The organism is Paenibacillus sp. J31R120, assembly GCF_056269225.1.
This window is the reverse complement of the sequence record NZ_JBWDNN010000002.1, coordinates 96,738-117,545: the sequence shown is the minus strand read 5'-3', so window position 1 is coordinate 117,545 and position 20,808 is coordinate 96,738. Positions and strand designations below refer to the sequence as shown.

Here is a 20,808-nt window from a genome sequence, read left to right as displayed (position 1 = left end):
TTCCCCCCTTTATTCAAACACGGCTTGAATATATAAATTTGGATTCAGCAGTTCCTCTGCAGCTTGAGCCACATAACCCGTAATCGCCTCAGCGCCGATTCCCAGGGCCACACTAGCTACCGTCAATAGAGCGATCGGAAACAACAAGCCTTTCGTCGTCCCCTTCTCTTCCTCTGCACTCAGAATCGTTTCACCCCAAAAAGCGTTCATAAACAATTTGGTCATCGAATACAGAATGAACAAGCTGGCCACCAGCCCGATTACGCCAAGCCAGTAATAATCTGCTTCAAAAACGCCTTGCGTCGTAAATACTTTGCCAAGAAAACCGCTTAACGGAGGAATTCCAACCATAGACAAAGCTGCAATGAAGAACATCCAGCCTAATTGGGGGTGAAGCCGGATCAAGCCGCTAATATTTTTCAAATCACTTGTTCCCGTGAGATGAACAATCGTTCCCCCTATCAGAAATACAATCGCCTTAATCAGGATGTCATGAATCAAATAATAAATAGAACCCGTTATGCCGGCCGATGTCAAAGAGACAAGTCCAGCCATAATAAATCCGACGCTTATGATCACATTGTAGGTCAATATTTTTCTCAGATCCGAATAACCGCTCGCACCTAGTCCGCCTAATATCATCGTAATGGCGGCTAATATCCCGATAAACAGATGGGTAATCTGTGGTTCGTGATAAAAAACGAGTGTAAACATTCTGAAAATGGCATAGATCCCTACCTTGGTAAGCAACGCGGCAAAAATAGCTGCGATTGCCGTTGGCGGTACGCTATATGATCCGGGCAGCCAGAAATAAAGCAATAATCCCGCCTTCATGGCGAAAACGATGAGGAATAATAATGCGACAGTGGTTATTAACCCATCCTGGCCAATCTCTGCGATCCGAATCGATAATTGGGCGAGGTTCAATGTGCCCGTCATCGAATATAAGTAAGCAACGCCGATCAAAAAGAACGCCGATGCAATAATATTCGTAAAAATGTATTTCAGCGACTCGCGAAGCTGCCTCTTGGCTCCCCCCACTGTAATCAGTACGTAGGAAGCAACCAAAAACACTTCAAAACAGACATATAAATTAAACAAATCCCCAGTCAAGAACGAGCCGTTGACACCTGTGATCAAAAACAAAAATAAAGGATAGAAATAAAGTTTTTCTTGCCTTCGCCCAATCGATGAAAAGGCATAGATCAGGCAGCCTGCCGAGACAATAGAGGTAGCGAGCAGCAGCAAAGCGCTGAACATGTCACCCACTAAACTAATGCCGTAAGGCGCTTCCCAACCGCCTAATTGCAAGGTTTGAATACCGCCATCTCTGATCTGATTCATCAATAGAACCGAAGTGACAAGGGTGGCTAACAACGCGACCAAACTAAGAATCCGCTGCAGCATTATATTTTTTTGGAATATAATGAGGACCATTCCAGTCAACAGAGGAATGATTATCGGCGCGATCAACAAATTATTCATGCTCATTTCCCCTTAATTGCTCCATGTCATCCGTCCCGAAGCTCTGATAGGCGCGGTAACATAAAACGAGTACTACCGCTGTCACGGCAAAATTAATGACAATCGCAGTTAACACTAATGCTTGAGGAAGCGCATCAGCAAAACCTGCGGCCTTCTCTCCCAGCAGAGGGGCGCTCCCCGTCTTCAGCCCGCCAGAAGTTATGATCAACAGATTAACTGCGTGACCCATAATCGATACACCGAGAACAATCCGCAGCAGTTGCTTAGATAGAATCAAATAAGTTCCAATGGATACCAAAATACCGACAAGTATGACCATGAGTGTCTCCATATTAGCGGTCCTCACTTATGCTTAGAATAATATTGACTGCGGTGCCTATAACAGCTAGAGCGACTCCGGTATCAAAAATCAAAGCAGACGCGAGTTCGGTATTTCCGAATATAGGCAAGTCATAATAACCAAAGGCCTGGGTTAAAAAGGGTTGGCCAAATACCACGCCTGCCATTCCGGTTCCAATCGCAATCAACACGCCGATCGCCGCAAGCTTTTTGAAATCGACTCGTATATTTTCTCTTACCTTCTCGATTCCAAAAGAAAGATACAGCAGGACAATAGCTGACGCGGTACTAAGTCCCCCAATGAATCCCCCTCCCGGATGATGGTGACCATTCATGAACAAATAAATCGAGAAGGTCGATATGATCACGGCAGCCACTCGAGTTACACTTTTCAATATCACATCATTCGGTTTCATGTTGTTCCCTCCTTTTGGAACGTTGATGAACCAATATATACACCCCTAGCCCGGCAATGGCGAGCACGGATATCTCCAGCATGGTATCGAAACCGCGGAAGTCCACTAATATCGCGTTGACAATATTTTTAGCACCCGCCAGCTCATAAGCATTTTCAAAAAACGTTGAAATCGGTTCAAACAGTTTATGTCCATTCGCAGACAATCCGAGCAGGGTCACCGTTAAGCCCATCGCGATCGAAATAACCAGATTCGTCAATTTGAAAGGAATACGCTCAATGCTTTTCTTCAGCTTCGGCAAATGATAGAAGCATAGCAGGAACAGAACCGTTGTCACTGTCTCCACCACCATTTGCGTCAAAGCCAGGTCAGGCGCCCTAAAGATGACAAAGAACATGGAAACCATATAGCCTAATGCTCCAAGTGCAACAATAGCCACGATTCGATTGCCGGCAAATAAGACAGCCAGTGCGGCGATTACCATCGCAAGCACAAGCCCCGCATCAAAAATACTGATAGCTGCATTACTTGCGAAATCGAACTGAATACCGTGGAGCAGCAGAAGCGAACTTAGCAATACAATGACAAAGAAAGAAAAAATGTAGATCAGATAATGTCTGAGCGAGCCTGTCATATACCGATTCGTCAGGGATGCTGAGAGCTTCTCCATACCCGACAAACTCTGATTGTACCAATGATTCAACGTGAATCCCTGCGTATAATTTCGCAAGACCTGGATCCACCGCTCCTTTGTTTTGAAGAGAAGGATGCCGACAACAATTACACCGATCGTCATCACGAGCTCCATGTTCAGCCCATGCCATGCGCTAATTTTCAGGTCGTATGGAGAAATCGGCATCGTAGGCAAAATAGCGGTTAATGCCGGGGTAAGAATATACTTTCCGAGAACATTCGGGAAGAAAAAGATGAATATGACGAGTAAACCCAAAACGGCCGGAGAAAACAGCATACCCCAAGGCGCTTCATGCACTTTTCGCGTCAGTTTTTCAGGGCGATATGTTCCTCCAAAGGTTTTGAATACAAAAATCATGCAGTAGACGAACGTCAATATGCTGGCTACCCAAGCAATGATCGGGAACAGGAGACCGATGTTGCTCAAACCGAAAATGCCGGCCCCGGATACATCTTTCACCGCCGCAAAAAACATTTCCTTACTCAAAAATCCGTTAAACGGCGGTAATCCCGCCATAGAAAAGCCGCCAATCACAGCGATCGTGAACGTGATCGGCATCACCTGCATCAAACCGCCTAAGTAGCGAATATCACGCCGGCCTGTCTCATGGTCAATGATACCTACAACCATAAACAAACTGCCTTTGAAGGTCGAGTGATTAAACAGATGGAATAGAGCGGCAAATGTAGCAACCGTAAAGATAGTGCCACTATCACCAGGTCCAAAATAGATCGCTAAGGAACCGACCCCAAGCAGGCACATGATCAGTCCCAACTGGCTAATTGTTGAATATGCTAGCATTGCCTTTAGATCTGTCTGTCTCAGCGCAGTCAAAGAACCATAAAGCAGGGTAACGAGACCAATGCCAGCCACAAGCCAGAACCACACGGAGCTGCCCCCGAAAAGCGGTGTCATGCGAGCCACCAAATAGATGCCGGCCTTGACCATCGTAGCCGAGTGAAGATAGCTGCTGACCGGGGTTGGCGCCTCCATCGCGTCCGGCAGCCAAATACCGAACGGAAATTGCGCGGATTTCGTAAATGCGCCGAGTAAAATGCATAGCATGGCAGGAATAAACAACGCATGGCTTTGGATAACGTCCAGGTTAGCGATCATTTCCCGAATGCTGTACGTATCCGCCATCATGATCAGCATAATAAATCCGGCTAACATGCCGAATCCGCCAAGGACAGTAATGAGCATCGCCTTTAAGGCGCCTTGGCGAGAACTCTTGCGCTCGTACCAATAGGCTATTAATAAGAAGGAAGAGACGCTGGTCAACTCCCAGAACCCGTACAGGACCAAGAGGTGATCCGAGAATACAACCCCCAGCATCGCGCCCATGAACATGAGCAAGTAGACATAGAAGCTATGGAGAGCCTCACGAACCTTGGACATGTAAAAAATAGAATAAATAATGACCAAGGTACCGATACCGCTAATAAGCAGACCGAATAACAGGCTAAGCCCATCTACGTAGGAGATAAAATTCAAATCGAGGGATGGAATCCAGGATAATGTGTATTTATAGGTGTTACCAGCCGCAACACCAGGTATATACTGTATCAAGTAGATAAAAATAGATAGTGGTACAAGTAAAACGAACCATCCCGTATGTACCAGGCGATTGAAATACTTATAAAGTAGGGGTACAAGCACTGCACTGATCAACGGGAGAAAAATAAATATAAAGAATATACTCAAGTGCACTCCTCCTATTCATGTCTTCTGCTTCCTTGACTCTTGTCGTAACTTCAACTATAGTCTTACATAATAATCGAGACCTAGAGGTGAAATATTTAAAATGAACAACGTGTTTAATGAGAGCATTCTTGTTTGCGTTTATTATGGTCCCAATGGCGCGAGACTAATCAAACGCGGTTGTGCAATCGCTAATTTGATGAAATCTCCGCTATATATATTGACCATTGATCCCAAGCCATTCGACGAGCTGGATGCCGAAAAATTATTCTATATCGAACAATGGAAAGAATATGCCCACTCTCATGCAACAGCCCAATTTATTATGAAGGACAATGAAAGCCGCCCTGTCTCTAAGGTCATTGCAGAAGTAGCCAGAGATAACAACATTACACAGATCATTCTTGGTCAGACGGCGCACAGCCGATGGGAACAAATTACGAAGGGATCTATCATTAATGCCTTAGTACGCGAGATCCCATTTGTCGATCTGCATATTGTTTCCGTTGCCCGTTATATTCGGGATGAAGAAGGTATATATGAAAAGGGAGTTCGTGCTTATTTGGTCAAAGATGGGAACCATTATAAGCTAAGCTTCAATCACGAAAAGCAAACCGAATTTGAGGGCATTTTCTTCAAAGAAGTCGATACAGATTTCGATAACGGGATTTTCCGTTTTATGAAGGATGCCGTAACTTTAAACGTGCTCGTTAGTGACGGGATCGTCACTGAATTTAAAAACGTAGATATTTCTACAGCGATGGGTCTAGACGACTCGGCCGACTAAAAGCGAATAAAAGAAACTCCCCCTCTCCGCATGTATGCGGAGAGTTTTTTTATCCCTTCAAAACAGGATTATTTACAAATTGACATCCACTTGAATGGGTTTCTTCTCCGCTCTGTCGATTCCCAAATACTTCAGTGTTTCTGCCGTGGAATGATGATGAAAAATCGACCTTAAGATAGAGATCGCCACTCCCCTATAATACGCATGATAACCAAACGTCTTTCTCAGCGTATGTGTCCCGATTTTCTCACAAATTCCTATCTCCCTTGCCGAGTGGTTAATAATTCGATACGCCTGCTGACGGGTAATGGGACGACAATCCTTTTTGGATTTAAACAAATAATCCTCAGGTTTCCAATCGATGTTAGATAAATGCTCCGTTAGTATCTCATCGATCTTGCTGTTTAAGAAATGAGCCTTATCTTCTCCCGTCTTTTCATCCTTAATATAAAGAAACTGTCTCGCATTCTGGCCATCCCAAACGTCCTGTACCTGAAGATTCAGTAAATCAAGGAGACTAATCCCCGTGTTAATTCCCAGTACAAAAAGTAACAGGTCCCTTATAGAGTGTTTTCTCAACTCTTCTTTCATCGCTTGAATAGTTTTCAAGTCCCGAATTGGATTTACAAATTGCACAGAGAACCCCTCCGCTTAATGTTACTTAATTTAAGGTTAACAGATATTAAGTAACATCACAATAAAAAATCGCTTCATTTTCATAAAAAAATCGAACAGTTAGCCACATCCTTCATAGACTTATTTCAGTAAACATAGAGTGGTTTTCAATGTAATGTAATTCAGCCGTACAAGAATCTAAATCAACATGCAAAAATCCACAACCTCATGCGGTTGTGGATTTACATGGTGAATCATGGAGCATTCGAACATATCGGGATTAAACGGGGTGAACGGAACCCCCGGCTGAGCGTATTGTTCCTCCGTATGCCCCCCTACCTTATCACTTCACAAATAATCTTATGTCTCCCTCTCAGTAACGTTGTAACTTCTGTCCTTCGCTTCCAATGCAAAATACCCCCTAAATGAGATTAGATAAACCCAACGGTTTTTCCAAATCTTTTTAGGGGGCGTATAATAAATCGCTTCAGTGCTTTCTCTTCTCATTAAGCAGCCGCAAACATTGCCTTATCGGCAAAAAACGTCTTATTGTCCTCCACGATGACAGTTGTGGCAGTTGTGACAATTGAAGCAATGAAAACAATTGAAGAAGAAGCGTAGACGAGCTGATTGATCATTTTGAGCGTTCCAAGGGGTCGCCTCACTCGCCTTAATTGGGGGAAACACTCAAATTCGATAAATCATGTTGGAATTCATTCATACTCTTACTTCCATTTTTATAAATCGTTTAGCTGGCAGCATAACCTCGCACTAGAAGAAGAACATCGACAACCCCTGTGAGATCCGCCAAATCTAATACTCATGACAACAACATATAAAGGGAACTCCGCTCTTGTTACTGATTAAAATGCCTATATCATCATTTTCTTCGTACATTCAAATTGGACATTGCGATGAATGCCAAAAGGAACCTGCCCCTTTCCAGTGGCAAAGTTCCTTTTCATTATTGTCCTAACGAAGCTGTCCTTCCATCTCGGGCAGAGGCGTATAACGCTTCCAACATTCGCGCTAATTGAATGCCCTCTTGGACACCGCTCAGCGCGTCATCGTCGTCGGCCGGAGCACCTTGCAACGTTCGAACCCATTGGCAGATGGAAGGCTCGTATACAGCATCCGCTGGGATCACAGTGCGGCCGTCCTCCGTCGAATCCGTATACAGGCGAACGACAGCATCCTCCGGTCGAACGAGCTTTCGATGCACGCCGTTGATGCCGCCGCCATGGAAGCTGCCCCGCGTGCCGTAAATTTCAATGGAGAACGGCGAATGATGCGCCACATGGCTCGATTCGCATATGGCGAGCGTTCCGCTCTCATATTTCATGATGCAAGCCGCATTATCCTCCGCCTTGCCCGCAGTCGTATGCGAGGTCATCGCCGTTACGCGATCGGGCGTACCTAGCAGCCAGCCCGACAGATAGAGGCAATGCACGCCCAAGTCCGAGAACACTCCGTAATCGCTCTCGCGGAAATGATCGGGCCAGCCGGAACTCGTCGCCCCGGCGTGGGCATTGCGTACGCGCACACTCATGAGGTCTCCAAGCATGCCTGAATCTACAGCTTGTTTGGCAGCCCGATTAACGGGCCAGCGCTTCAACGACATATCCAAGGCATAGTGTACACCGGCTTCCCGGATCGCTACAGCAGCCTGCTCCGCTTCGGCTCTTGTCATCGCAAGAACTTGATCGGCAATAATATGCTTGCCCGCGCGGGCGGCGGTGATCGTTAATGCCGCCACACGATCGGGCTCGCAATCGATAATAACGCCGTCGATGTCCGTGCGGGCAAGCAAGGTCTCAAGTCCGGGCTCGAAGACCGTGCCGAACTCCTCCGCAAAGGCGGTACCCCGGGAAGGGTCTTCGTCCCACAAAGCTGCAATCCGTGCCCCCTTCACCATGGCAAGATCCCGGACGAAGCCTTGTGCATGATAATGATTCCAGCAGCTAAGCAAGGCGAGATTCACGCACGACATGCCTCAGCCTCCGATCTGAAACATAGGGAACAGCATTCTCATTTCCTCGTCGCTCGGCCGTCTGCTATATTTGGCGATTTCAAACGGCTCGGAGAAGGTTACGCCCGCCGCGCCCGCCGCACCGTACCATTTTTCTAGCCCCGGCTTCATCTCATCCGATACATGCAAGAAATTCGACCAATATTTAAGGATGAACGATTTCTTCTCTTCCCAGCTATCCGGCACTTCGTCGAGAAGGTTTCGCTGCCAAGCGGCAAATTCATAGAATTGGGAAGCGTGGGCATCGCAAGCGAGCAGCTTCTTCTCGATGACCGAACCGATATCGATTACAACGTCAGCCGAATAGACATGCTTCATGGAGTAATCCGGCATGAGCAAGAAGAGCGGGGATTTCTTCAAATAGGCTCCTCCCGCCGCGTTCGGAGTCAGGGTGACGAGCGATGCGGCATCGCTGACGACTTTTCCTGTGTACCTATTATCCGCATGATTCCCTCCATCGGGATGGAACGTAATGACAATGTCCGCTTGCCACCGCACGATGCGATCGACGACTTGTTTGCGGACGGCAATATCCGGGAGAAGCTCGCCGTCGGGCGTGTCCAACACCTCGTACTCCAGCACGCCGAGACGCTTCGCAGCTTCGTCGGCTTCTGCCTTCCGGCGCACGACAAGCTCTTCTCTGCCCATCTCATGATGTCCGCAGCACCCGTCGGTCAAGGCCAGAAATTTCACCTCATGTCCAAGCTCTGCGAACAAGGCCGCCGTTCCGCCCGCATAGATATCCGGCTCGTCGGGGTGAGCACCAATGACGATAACACGTATGTTTTGCTTTGCATCTATTTTCATGTTGTTTTCTCCTTCGCATTCTTTAATAAGTCATTCATTTATTCCCGCAATCCCAGCTTCTCCAGCACTTGATAGAGGTGATCCCGGGAAGCATTCAAGCGTTCGTCCCGCTGGTCCCAATAGCTGATTGCTTCATAAGCTTCAGGCTCCATCAGCTCTCCGGACTTCATTCGTTTCTCGCACAGGTACGCATACCGGACGAGAGCGGAGATTTCATTCAATTGGAGCTCCGGATGGCGCTGAACCCATTCCTTGACATAGATATCGACAGGCATATAGCCTTTGTGATCTTCGATTTGGATTTGCAAGTTCGGGTTGTATTTGGCGATCTCCTGGAAAATCGTCTCGAAGTCGACTACGCCTTGGCCGCACGGCTTCACTTGGCGGGTTAACCCGTTATCGGTGAAAAATACGATAAAGTCTTTGGCATGCATCTGATGAATGTATGGCGCGGTCCGTTTGACTACGGCCATTGGGTCTTCCCCGATGGATACGACATTGCACGTGTCGAACGCAACGCCCAGCACATCTTCTCCAACAGCTTCAATCAAACGCAATATTTCGAAGGACGTAATCTCGTCATGCGTTTCCAAGTTGATCCGCGTCCCGGTATCCCGTAGAACGGGAGCAAGCAATTTTAGAAACTTTTCAGTCGCAAGCAATTGGTCTTCCCAAGTGACATCCGTCCGGAACCGGTCGTAGAGGAAATAGCCATCATGCTTCGGCTTGAAATTGGCTGTCACGCCGATGAATTCCTTGGCTCCTATAGAAGCGCCGGCCATAATCTGTTTCTCCATAGCCAGCTTATAGTCCCCGCCGCCCAGCAGCCAGATATCCGGCGTTTCGTTCGTGTTGAACGGATTCACTCGCCCGACGCCGAAGTCGATGTAGAGTCCGAGGTCCTTGGCGCAATCGGATGCGGCTTTTAATTCGCCTGGATCTAGCGTGGGAGAGATATTGGCGGGCGATTTATAATAAGCGCCTTGATACCCTTCCGCCTTGACTTGCTGCAAAGCTTTCTCGACCGTGGTCGATTCTTCCCGCAGGAATCCGTGATGCATGTCCATGCCGAGTTTCATGAATGATACCTCCCTAATAAATGAAGTCGCGGTTGAATTACAGCTTGGATAATACGGACGCCGTCGCAATGCGATGATAGAACGATTCTCCGTAGATTCGATCGGCTGCCGGCACGTCCTGTTCGTAGAGCAGACGCTCTTGTTCAAGCTCTTCGAGCCGGTAGATACGCCCTTCGGCATAATCCTTCAGTCGGTCCTGCGCCGTTAGGATACGGGCCAAGACGCCGCCGTACCGAATATCGAGCACTTCCCAGCCAAAAGGCTTGCAAGTAGCCATCCATAACCGGCGATGGGTTACGCGAAGCTCATTCACCTTCGCATAGAGTGCCGGCAACTGAATCGATGTGATCTTCGCCAGTCCGTGCAGATCATTACTGCGATAGAGCCGCGTAATTTGTAATCCAAGCGTTGTTTTGTCCCGCAACACGCCGCTTAATTTCTCGTATTGATCGAATAAGAGCGCCATCAAGTCGTTATTCCCCGAGTCTGGGGAAGCCGCAAGATTGGAATGAATATTCCGGAATTGCTCTTGCAAGGAACCATAGTGTTCCGGCAACGCCTCCTCCCATTCGCCCTCTACGCGAGCGTCGAAAAGGCCAATGAGAAGATCCTGCCACAATAAAAATTTGGAAGGGTTCGCCATATACATGTTGTTCGAGTCTACGCCGACCACTTCATCCATTTGCGAAGTAAGAAGAAACTGGTCCAGGTCGCCGCCAGTACACGTACGGAATCGACGTTGCACTTGTTCCATTGACACGTGGCTTGAATAGCCGTGCTCCGCATAAAGCTGCAGGCCGGGCCAAGCCATGAACGCGCTCGTCTCCGCTCCGTTATCGCCCCAAGCCGTCGCGAACACTTCCCGGACGCCTTTATTTTTGCAAGCGCGAAGCGCCGGATTCGTCGTCCGCCAAACCCTGCCGTAGTTGGGACTCAGGCTGGCCCATGTCTGCAATCCGCCAGCGAATATCGGAGTCGAACCGAATTTAAGATGCTTGTCGATGAATTGCTCATAGAAGTTTTGATCATCATGCTGATAGTCCCAATAAACGAATTGGACGTCGCTTGGAATTTGACTGGCGACATCATCGGGGATTTCGATGCTCAAATCGTAATACGGCGTTTTGCCTTCCGATGCCAAGTGGAAGTACGTATCGCTCCAAATCATCGGCTTCAGCCCTAATTTGCGCGTGATTTGAAGAACGCTTTGCAAATGCTCGTTCATAATATCGGACCGCTTGCGGAAGCCGTTGACCGTTAGATACTTGCCGAGGCCAATACCGAATGCTTCGTCCATTCCGATATGTATGCGGCGGGAGCGATAGGCGGAAGATACGGCGACAATCATCTCTTCGAGGAGCGCATAGGTTTTGGGCTCGCCGACCAAGAGAATGCTTTCCGTATCCTTAACGTTCCGGGTGTCATGCCACTTTAAGGCTTGCGTCAAATGCCCCAGAGTCTGAATGCAAGGAAACATTTCAATTCCGAATTGGGCCGCATATTGATCGCATTCTCTAAGTTCGTCAGTGGTGTACCGACCGCGCATATAGCCGAAATAGGGACGTGTTGGGACTTCATAGGTATCTTCCGTGTACATCATCAAGCCGTTCAGCCCCATCAAAGCCATCGAACGCAGCAATCGCTTAATGCTTGCGACCGTCGGCACGGCGTTTCGAGAAGCGTCGATCATCGCGCCATTAAAATCAAATTGTGGATATTCGGTTATTTCGAACTCCCGCTCCGTTCGCGCGCGTTCCGCGAGCAAGCTTAAAGCACGAAAGAAGTGAATCGTTTCCTGGTAATAGATTCGACCTTGGTCTTGGCGGAACATTACGCGCAGAGGCCCTTCCGCTTGAACGATTTCAATAGGAATACCCTGGTGATCCAGGCGGATATTCAGCAGGTCGGCAACTTGTTCGATGCCCGCATTGAGATCGGGCTCCGTTTGGCCATGAAAGCATAACTTCAAGCGATTCACTCCATTCTTTTTCTTCTATGTGTTTCATTATAGTAAGGGCGGGGGAACAAACAACCTGACTCTTTATGGCACAATACCTGTGCGAATGCAGCGCTTTGCCGGAACGGTAGATTTGCCCCCGATTCCTGATTATAATGGGAACGTAAGTAACCTGAATTCGATGCAGGAGGTTAACCCGAATGTTGAAGGTACTTCTAGTAGATGACGAGCCGGGTGCCATGAAATCATTGAAATATTTGATCGACTGGGAAGAACAAGGTTTTACGATAGCGGGCGAAGCGGAGAATGCGGAGGATGCTCTCGATGAGCTTCGGAGGAAGCATTATTCCTTAATGATTACAGATATCCGGATGCCGGGAATGAACGGACTGGATTTAATCGAGAATATCCAAACGTTCTCCAAGCTGAAGACGATTGTCGTAAGCGGGTACGACGAGTTTGCTTATGTGAAGAAGTGCCTGAACTTAAGAGTGGAAGATTATTTGCTAAAGCCTGTAGCCGAAGAGGATTTGCTGCGATTGTTAAAGCAAGTGAAGCAAGCGACGGAAGAAGAATCCAAGCTGAACAAGAAACTGTACTTGAGCGTGCCCGCGCTGAAAAATCAGCGGGTGAAAGCGTGGACGGAAGGTCTGTTGACCCTCCAAGAAATTCAGGAGCTGCATCAATTTTTCGATTTGGATGTGAATCGGTATGTCTCTTACGGCTGCTTTGCCGTAGAGTTGAACTTCTTCGAAGCGTTGGATTCTTCCTTGACGACTACGGAGATTCAGACAAGGTGCTTCGCGGTAAAAAACGTGCTGGAGGAAGTCATCGGCATGAACGGCCTCCTGCTCGAGGAGTCCACGGAACGTCTCGGCGTCGTCTACGCTTGGGAAGAAACGGGCGTCGGACAGACGCAGATGGAGACCCTGGCCAAGAAGATGCGCGACGCCATTGCGCAATATACGAAAGTGTCGATTACTATCGGCGTTGGAAGGGTCGTTACCGCAGCTTCGGATGTCGCCGACTCCTATGCCTCGGCCAAAAAAATGCTCGATCGCAAATTTCTGATGGGACATCATTCGATTCTCGCTTCGGACCCTCATTTCTTGCCAGGCACGGATCGAAACGACGGCATGAATCGGATGATCGAACAGATAATCGAAGCCGTGAAGTATCAGGATCGTGCGGGTATGGCGCGGGCACTGAACGATCGGCTCGAGGGATTCCGGGAACAGCGGCTCGCGAAGTCAACGGTGCAATCGGTTTGCTTGGAGCTGCTGGTGCGTCTGTTCCAATGTTTGCGTGATCTGGGATATGACGCGGAGTCCATGTTTCAGTCCAGCATAGAGGATTACAAAGCGATCATCAATTCCAAGACGATCGAGAGTCTATTCGAGTTCATTCAAACCAAATGCGAGGCGGTCATGGATTATATGGCTGCGGTGAAGACGACGGAAGCGAATAATCCGGTTGCGGCCGTAAAAAAAGTAGTGGCCGAACGTTTCGCTGAGCCTTTAAGTTTGAAGGGCATCGCCGAGCAAGTTCACATTAACGCCGCCTATCTCGGCCAGATGTTCAGAACGGCGGAAGGAATTTCCTTTAACGATTATTTGTTGAAGGTTCGGATCGAGACTTCCAAGACCCTGCTCTTGCATTCCAATAAAAAAGTCTACGAAATCGCCTCCGAAGTAGGCTACAAAGAAATCGACTGGTTCTATAAAAAGTTCAAGGAATTCACCGGCATTAGCGCCAGCGAATTCCGCCAGCAATATAAGGCCAACAAGGTTTGATCCTTGTCGGCCTTATTGTTTTACAACGTATGGATATGCAAAGTAACGACGGTCCCGGCGCCAATCTTGCTCTCGATCGTTAAGCCGCTATCGGGACCTAGCGCTTTTAGCCGTTGATAGGTATTCCGAAGTCCGATATGCTTGCCGTCGGTCGTGCGAGACTCGTCGACCATCTCGTTCGTAATCGCTGAGAGCAGATCCTCCGGGATGCCTGGCCCGTTGTCTGCGATGCGAATCGAGTAGGCGTCGCGCGAATACGGGATGGCTTGTATGTGAACGGTCGTTACCGATTTCTGTTGATCGAGCACATGAATAATCACGTTCTCGACGACCGTCTGAATGGCAAGCCGGGGAATCGGAAGCTGTCTGGCCTGCTCCGGAATGTCTAATTGATATTGAAGCCGATCCCCGAACCGGAAGGATTGAATCTTCAAATACGTTTCGACGATATGTATTTCTTCGTTCAAGGGAATCAAGTGGCCGCTTATGCTCAACGTATTCCGGAAGGAATCGGCCAGCAGCTTGATGATGCCCGCATTCTTTCTATCGCCTTGCTCGAGCAGATTTCCGCGAATGACATTTAAGACGTTGAATAAATAATGCGGATTAATCTGGGTCTGCAACGCATACAACTGCGATTCCTTATTTTGGATTTCCAATTCCTTGCGATTGATCTCAGCTTCATAGGTTTCTTTTATTAGGCTGTTGATCCGTCTCATCATCTTATTGAACAAATTGCCGAGTATGGAGATTTCATCTTTGCCCGGAATGTGAACCTCTTCCTGCAAATTGTCCATGTCCGTCTGGTTCATTTTTTTCATCAAAAGCATGAGCCGCTGCATCAATCCAAGCGACGTCAGATACATCATCGTTATGGAGATTAGGATCGCTGCCATGAGCAGCAAAAATGCGAATTTCTTCATCTCGTTTACTTTGCGGTTTAATTCGTCGATCGGGATTAGCGATAGAATCTGAATTCCGTTTCGGCTATGGCGAGATGTAATCTCCTTCTGTGTAATGAGATATTCCGTCTGTCTCTCTTGGTCGTAATAATGCCCCGAATTCAAATCCTTCGAAGACTCGTAAAATTCGTAATCCTGGATGTTCTGCGGCGTCTTGTTCCGACTGAAGCTATCCACGACAACCTGTCCGTTCGGCAATGCGATTATAAATCGTTTATTCTGGTTCTCCTGCTCGATCAAGCTCAATAAAATTTTCTCGTCCAAATCCAGAAAAACGTATAGGTTCTTTCCAGTGTTTGGTGTGGTTATTTTTTTGAAGAGCCTAAAAATCCCCACGTTGTAGTAAGGGTCCATGCCTAGATACGACCATTCCCCATACATCTCGGTATTGGATTCCTGGCTTCGCCGGTAGCTCTCGGATTGTTTGAATTCCTCGTCAATCAGCCTGATGTCCGCGAACTGGAACGTCGGATTATCCGTATAGATCGTTAACCTAAGAATATCCTTATTTACTTTCAACCATTTCGTGAAAGGTTCGAAGTAATCGTAATAAGCATCAAGCGCTTCAACGTCAGAGGTGTAGACATGCAACAGCCGATTCAACAAGTCTGCATTGGTGTAGAACAGATCGATCATCTGCTCATACGATTGCAGGATATTATCGGTGTTCTGGGCGATCTGGGAGACGGAGAAGCCGATGTCCTCGCTCGTTTTCTCATAGATAATCCGAGTTCCGTACCATCCCAAGCTATAGGTCAAGATGCTGATAAGCAGAGTCGTGACAATCATATTGGTCAGGAAGATCTTCGTGCGGATCCGCATGACAACTCGCTCCTCCCGTTCCAATAAAGATAGAACACCTTGGATGCCAAGGTGTTCTATCAACTATATCATGGGTTGACAACTTTATTGTATTGGTCGATATAATCTTTCCAAATCTCTGTCCAAGCTTCCTCCAATTTAGGCGTTCCAGCTTTGTCCATCTTCTCTACGAAGGATTCCCATGCCGAATCGAATTCTTGCTCGTTCTTCGCCATGATGACTTTAGGCACTTCGCGGAAAACGATTTGGTCTACGGTCTTCTGTACATCGTCCAGATCTGTAGGACCGTTTAACTGCCAGACGTATCCAGGGATATACTCCGGTTGCGGCAGGAAATCCGCCCAGATCTTCTTCCCGTATTTCTCCAAGATTGCTACTGTGTCTTTATCGTACTCTTCTGCAACCGTATTCGCGTTAGTCGCCGTCGCATAGTCGCCGTCATCCAATTTGGCGCCATGACCAAAGCTGAAGCGGTTGAACGGAGCATCCAATCCACGCGTGGAGTCGTAGAGATCGCCGTCTTTCGCTTTGCCGTCTTTGTACTCCTGAGTTTGGGTACGGATTCCATCTATGACCTCGAAATCTTCGCCTTCTATCCCCCAACCGATCAATTTCTGTCCTTCGTCGGTGAAGAGGAAGTCGATGAATTGAATCAAGCGTTCCGGGTTTTTGGCGTTTTTCGTAATCGACCAGTTTTCCGCGGACAAGGTAGGCAGAATGACGTTCTGATGATCTTCGTAGCTGTCGTTCAACAACAGCGGGAACTTCGCGTAGAGGCGATTCGTATTGCCCGATGCCACCAGTGACGATTCCGCGTTTCTTAGCACCCAGCGCGGGACGAAAGCCGCGAGTACACGTCCTTGCGCCATTTTTGCGGATGCGCTTTCCCAGGTCAAGCTGAACACTTCTTTATCGAGCAATCCGGATGTTTGCAAGCGATTCAAGAACTTATAGTAGTCCTTTGCAAAATCTTGCGTTACCGCCATACGAAGCTCGTCATCCTTATCTACAATAAATTGACCGTGGTCCGGATAACCTGCCGCTGCTATCGGCGGGTTAATGTAAGTAAGGGACGGACCCGCGCCCGAGAACGCGATGACATCTTTGCCGTCAATTTTCGGATTTTTCTCCACGTAATTTTGCAACAGCGTGAACAGTTCATCCAGCGTCTTGATTTCCGGGTATCCGGCATCTTTAAGCACTTCGTACTGAACGACGAAGCTGGCTTGGCTGGTTGGCGTCTCCGTTGCGATATTCGGATTATAGAGGGACCAGATATGACCATCCTTATCCTTGAGCAGATCATAAAACTTGCCGAACTTTCTTTTGATGTTTGGTCCGTATTGTTCGATCAGATCTTCCAGCGGAATAATCGCGCCGCCTTCTTTATACTTCGTTGTCAGCTCAGTTGTGAAGCTCACGACGTCCGGGTAGTCGCCGGATGCCAGCCATACCATGTATTTCTGGTCGGAACCTTCTTTACCGCCCGTCACGGTTTGATATTCGAAGGAAACGCCTGTTTTCTCTGCCAGCGCTTTTGCAACGGGGGAATCTTTGCGTACGTTTGGCCTCGTTGTGTTCATGCTGAATTTCATTGGTTTGATTGAAGGTGTACCGGATTCCCCTGCGCCAGCGGTCGATTGCTCCTTACCTTCATTGCTGCTGCAAGCGGAGAGGATTGTAAAGACGAGCGTGAATGACAATAACATCATTAATACTTTTCGCATGTGTCAAAAACCCCTTTGCTTTGATGTGAACTGCATTTTTCTTGCAAATACTATTCTTTTACCGCGCCTACAACCATTCCTTTAATTAAGAAGTTTTGTAGAAACGGGTAAACGAATAAGACTGGAAGCGTGACGATAACCGTCATCGTCGCACGGATGGACTGTGGCGTGATTTGTCGTACCGTTTCCCTATCCATGCCCATTGCCGCATTGCTCGTAATTTCGGCTGTTGATTGCATCATGATTTTCATCAATTCGTATTGCAATAGACTTAGACTATCTTTGCTATTGTACAGATAATTATCGAACCATGAATTCCAGTGATTCACCGAGACGAACAAGACTATAGTGGATATCACGGGCAAACTGCATGGGATAATAATCCGGAATAACACCTGAAAATCGGACGCTCCGTCGAGCTTGGCTGATTCGACAAGCGCCTCGGGCAGTTGATCGAAATACGATCGCATGATAATGACGTTAAACGCCCCTATCAGGCCGGGAATGATATATACCCAAAAACTGTTCGTAAGTCCGAGGTTCTTTATCAGCAAATAGGTCGGGATCAGCCCGCCGCTTACGTACATGCTAACGACGAGAATCAGGTTGATCGATTTGCGGAGCAGGTACTCCCGCCGGGAAAGAGCGTAAGCTAGCATTGTCGTCAATGCTGTGGACAGAAACGTACCGAGGATCGTCCGAGCCGTTGAGCGAAAGCTGGCCCCCAGCAAAGAATCATTTTCGAAAATAACTTGATAATTGCCAAGCGTCCATTGGTTTGGCCAGAAATATACTTCGCCGCGCAGCGAGTCCATCGGATCATTTAAAGAGATTGCGATCAGATTGAGGAACGGATAAAGCGTCACGAACCCCAATACGGCAAGAAAAGTATAATTAAAAATTTGAAATAGGATCTCAGAGGCATCCCATCGTTGTCTCACGTTTTAGCCCCCCTTTTATACACAGAACGTTCGCATTTGCTATATCACGCGAGATCCGCCGAGTTTACTCGATATGAAATTTACCATTAGAATTAGAGTGATGCTGACTAAGCTTTTGAACATACCGAGCGCAACGCCGAGAGAATATTGCCCGGTGCCAAACGAAGTATTAAGCGCATATAAGTCGAGTACTTCTGAATAATCGATGACTAACGGGTTTCCTAAGAGCATTTGCGACTCGTACCCCACGCTCACCAGCCAGCCGACATTGAGAATTAGCAGGATCGTCGCGGTCGGCATGATGCCAGGAAGGGAGATATGGAGCATTTTGGAGAAGCGTCCTGCACCATCCACATCAGCCGCTTCGTAAAGATCGGGGTTAATCCCGGCGAGAACGGCAATATAAATAATCGTACTCCAGCCGAGCTCCTTCCATATCAGCATAGTCGTATGAATTCCCCAAAACCATTCGCCTTTCCCCATAAAATAGATAGGGTCATCTATCCAACCGAGCTTCATTAGCATGTTGTTGATAAAGCCGCCGTCCGGAGAGAGGAAAGTCAGGACGATATTGGCAATGACGACCATCGATACGAAATGCGGAATGTACGTAATCGTCTGTACGAGTCTCTTAAAGAAGGTGAGGCGAATCTCATTCAGCAGCAAGGCTAATACGATCGCGCATAGGAACGAGAGCGTCATGCTGAGCAGGCTCATGGCCAGCGTATTCCTCAGCACGAGATAAAAGCGCTCATCTTGGAACAATTGAATGAAATTTTTCAGCCCTACGAATTCACTATTCGCCATCCCTTTGACAGGTGTATAATTCTGAAAGGCTGCAATCCATCCCCACAGAGGAACGAAAGCGAACAAAATGACTAACAGTATAGACGGCACAGACATGATGACAAGCTGGTACTGTTTCATCAGCTTTCGAACCCGGTTCCTGAATCGGGGTTCAGGAGCTTTTGTTTTTGCGGCTACGGTTACTTCACGGATATGAATTCCCCCTTTATTGCCCTCTCGTGATGATTCTTGACTACATTATACAAACGGGGGGTGCAAGGAAAAACCCGACTCCTTACGGAACAATACCTGACAATATGTATGACTTATTGTGTAAAACCATATTGCTTTGGAAAAAACTGCGATTGATCAATTAACTGACAAGATACTTCAAGTGCTCGTTAAAGCAGTTTTTCTGTCTGCTTAAGGCAGGAAGGTCCCCTTTTTATTTCCGAGGAAAGGCATTGGTCTTCTAGAATTGAACCCCATCATATTTATCTGAAAAGTTCTTGCTGCAACGTTGAAATGTCAAATTTCATATTGTTCTACCCCATTATTTAGGTTAGGTTCTAACATTGTTTTTTTGAAAATCACTCAATTTGCCTAATTAAAAAACTCATGGTCGAGTTAGGAACGAACCATGCACGATCAAATTAAACGGATGCCGGAGCATTATCCATCTATCGCTAGATACACGTAGCGACTCTAGCTACAAGCTTCGTGAATATTAATCTAAGTTGGTTAATGCATATGCTAGAAACATCAATAAAGGTGCCAATGGCATTTTCTCCGGCTCAAGAGGAGAAAAAACATGAAATCAACTTCGAAATACGAAAAAATTCAATACTTATTGTCGGACTTGAAACAACCGACATATCGGTTTCAACAAATCGCAGATGCGGTCTTCAAGCAACGAATTGGTGAATATGACCGAATGACCATACTCCCTAAAGGTATAAGGAACGAATTAATTATTCCCCTCTTCTTCGTCAAGCCCAATAGGATGGAGGAATGACGGCCTCCCTTACGTTTCAAAATAATAAAAGGAACTAAGCAGGCTTTTATCGAATGTTATAGCTTTCGGATTATGAATCAAGAAGGTGATGAAAGTGGCAAAACAAAAGGTTTATGTCGTATGGGCAGGCCATAAGCCGGGAATCTATACGACTTGGGCAGAATGTCAGGAGCAGACGAATCATTACACAGATGCGAAATATAAATCATTTGGCTCTCGTGAGGAGGCTGAACGAGCCTACAAGGATGGATGGCGGCTGCACTGGGGACAGAAGAGCACAGACAAGCCCGCCCAGAAGAAGCCTGCTTTAATCACACAGGATGCAATCGAAGACATTGATTGGGACAGCATCAGTGTCGATGTTGGCTGCAGCGGTAATCCGGGGATTGTCGAGTACAAGGGAGTAAGTACTCAAACAGGCGAAATTCTCTTCTATCATGGCCCTATCGCCAAAGGAACGAATAATATCGGGGAGTTCATTGCGATTGTGCACGGACTGGCCTATCTGAAGCAAAAGGGAAGCAAGCAAACGGTGTACACCGATTCCAAAACCGCGCTTAGCTGGCTCAAAAAGAAAAGCATCAGCTCTAGTCTCGTCCGGGACGCTTCCACCAAGGAAATATGGGAGCTGGCAGATCGAGCGATAAGATGGCTAGAGTCCAACACTTATGACAATAAAGTGATGAAGTGGAAGACGGAGATCTGGGGCGAGATCAAAGCCGATTTCGGCAGAAAATAATCGGTCATTAGACTGACCATCCTCATCAGCCTCCACATAGAAACACCTTCAAGGTTGAATCCCTGTCTCGTGACAGGCGTTCAACACTTGAAGGTGTTTTTCATAGCTTAATAG

16 protein-coding genes are annotated in these 20,808 nt (G+C 47.3%); 3 read left to right on the top strand and 13 right to left on the bottom strand.

Annotated features, from left to right (window positions below; genetic code table 11):
• Nucleotides 1-9: 9 nt before the first annotated feature.
• The 4 genes from AC0YNW_RS07110 to AC0YNW_RS07095 are packed head-to-tail and all read right to left on the bottom strand — an operon-like array spanning nt 10 to nt 4,638.
• A complete protein-coding gene (locus AC0YNW_RS07110) occupies nt 10-1,485 on the bottom strand; it encodes a Na+/H+ antiporter subunit D (protein WP_475831348.1) in 1,476 nt (491 codons plus the stop codon).
• Complete coding sequence (locus AC0YNW_RS07105) at nt 1,478-1,816, bottom strand: Na(+)/H(+) antiporter subunit C (RefSeq protein WP_475831347.1); 339 nt, start codon at nt 1,814-1,816, stop codon at nt 1,478-1,480. The genes AC0YNW_RS07110 and AC0YNW_RS07105 overlap by 8 nt, the downstream gene beginning before the upstream one ends.
• A gap of 1 nt (nt 1,817) precedes the next feature.
• The gene (locus AC0YNW_RS07100) at nt 1,818-2,240 is read right to left on the bottom strand and encodes a Na(+)/H(+) antiporter subunit B (protein ID WP_387477812.1); all 423 of its coding nucleotides are present in this window, start codon (nt 2,238-2,240) and stop codon (nt 1,818-1,820) included.
• Complete coding sequence (locus AC0YNW_RS07095) at nt 2,227-4,638, bottom strand: Na+/H+ antiporter subunit A (RefSeq protein WP_475831346.1); 2,412 nt, start codon at nt 4,636-4,638, stop codon at nt 2,227-2,229. Before AC0YNW_RS07095 ends, AC0YNW_RS07100 begins: the two co-directional genes overlap by 14 nt.
• 100 nt (nt 4,639-4,738) lie before the next feature.
• Here AC0YNW_RS07095 and AC0YNW_RS07090 point away from each other — a divergent pair, with 100 nt between their 5' ends.
• Nucleotides 4,739-5,422 (top strand): universal stress protein, encoded by a 684-nt coding sequence (locus tag AC0YNW_RS07090; protein ID WP_475831345.1) that lies wholly within the window; start codon nt 4,739-4,741, stop codon nt 5,420-5,422.
• Between the two features lie 72 nt (nt 5,423-5,494).
• Here AC0YNW_RS07090 and AC0YNW_RS07085 read toward each other — a convergent pair whose 3' ends face one another.
• From AC0YNW_RS07085 to AC0YNW_RS07065, 5 genes are all read right to left on the bottom strand, one after another.
• Nucleotides 5,495-6,058, bottom strand: coding sequence for a tyrosine-type recombinase/integrase (locus AC0YNW_RS07085; RefSeq protein ID WP_475831344.1), 564 nt, complete (start codon nt 6,056-6,058; stop codon nt 5,495-5,497).
• 943 nt (nt 6,059-7,001) lie between these two features.
• Nucleotides 7,002-8,027: a Gfo/Idh/MocA family protein gene (locus AC0YNW_RS07080; RefSeq protein WP_475831343.1), complete on the bottom strand. Its 1,026-nt coding sequence runs from the start codon at nt 8,025-8,027 to the stop codon at nt 7,002-7,004.
• A 3-nt stretch (nt 8,028-8,030) separates the two neighbouring features.
• Complete coding sequence (locus tag AC0YNW_RS07075; protein ID WP_475831342.1) at nt 8,031-8,873, bottom strand: PIG-L deacetylase family protein; 843 nt, start codon at nt 8,871-8,873, stop codon at nt 8,031-8,033.
• Between the two features lie 38 nt (nt 8,874-8,911).
• Nucleotides 8,912-9,952: a sugar phosphate isomerase/epimerase family protein gene (locus AC0YNW_RS07070; RefSeq protein ID WP_475831341.1), complete on the bottom strand. Its 1,041-nt coding sequence runs from the start codon at nt 9,950-9,952 to the stop codon at nt 8,912-8,914.
• 37 nt (nt 9,953-9,989) lie between these two features.
• A complete protein-coding gene (locus AC0YNW_RS07065) occupies nt 9,990-11,930 on the bottom strand; it encodes a family 20 glycosylhydrolase (RefSeq protein ID WP_475831340.1) in 1,941 nt (646 codons plus the stop codon).
• A gap of 179 nt (nt 11,931-12,109) precedes the next feature.
• On the opposite strand from AC0YNW_RS07065, the gene AC0YNW_RS07060 reads away from it, so the two are divergent.
• Nucleotides 12,110-13,702: a response regulator gene (locus tag AC0YNW_RS07060; protein WP_475831339.1), complete on the top strand. Its 1,593-nt coding sequence runs from the start codon at nt 12,110-12,112 to the stop codon at nt 13,700-13,702.
• Between the two features lie 20 nt (nt 13,703-13,722).
• On the opposite strand, the gene AC0YNW_RS07055 is transcribed toward AC0YNW_RS07060, so the two are convergent.
• From AC0YNW_RS07055 to AC0YNW_RS07040, 4 genes are all read right to left on the bottom strand, one after another.
• Nucleotides 13,723-15,486, bottom strand: a complete 1,764-nt coding sequence (locus AC0YNW_RS07055; RefSeq protein WP_475831338.1) for a sensor histidine kinase — start codon at nt 15,484-15,486, stop codon at nt 13,723-13,725.
• A 68-nt stretch (nt 15,487-15,554) separates the two neighbouring features.
• A complete protein-coding gene (locus AC0YNW_RS07050; RefSeq protein ID WP_475831337.1) occupies nt 15,555-17,213 on the bottom strand; it encodes an extracellular solute-binding protein in 1,659 nt (552 codons plus the stop codon).
• Between the two features lie 50 nt (nt 17,214-17,263).
• Nucleotides 17,264-18,154 (bottom strand): carbohydrate ABC transporter permease, encoded by an 891-nt coding sequence (locus AC0YNW_RS07045; RefSeq protein ID WP_475831336.1) that lies wholly within the window; start codon nt 18,152-18,154, stop codon nt 17,264-17,266.
• 39 nt (nt 18,155-18,193) lie between these two features.
• Nucleotides 18,194-19,081 (bottom strand): ABC transporter permease, encoded by an 888-nt coding sequence (locus AC0YNW_RS07040; protein WP_475831335.1) that lies wholly within the window; start codon nt 19,079-19,081, stop codon nt 18,194-18,196.
• Between the two features lie 968 nt (nt 19,082-20,049).
• On the opposite strand from AC0YNW_RS07040, the gene rnhA reads away from it, so the two are divergent.
• Nucleotides 20,050-20,694, top strand: a complete 645-nt coding sequence (rnhA, locus tag AC0YNW_RS07035; protein WP_475831334.1) for a ribonuclease H — start codon at nt 20,050-20,052, stop codon at nt 20,692-20,694.
• Nucleotides 20,695-20,808: the final 114 nt, after the last annotated feature.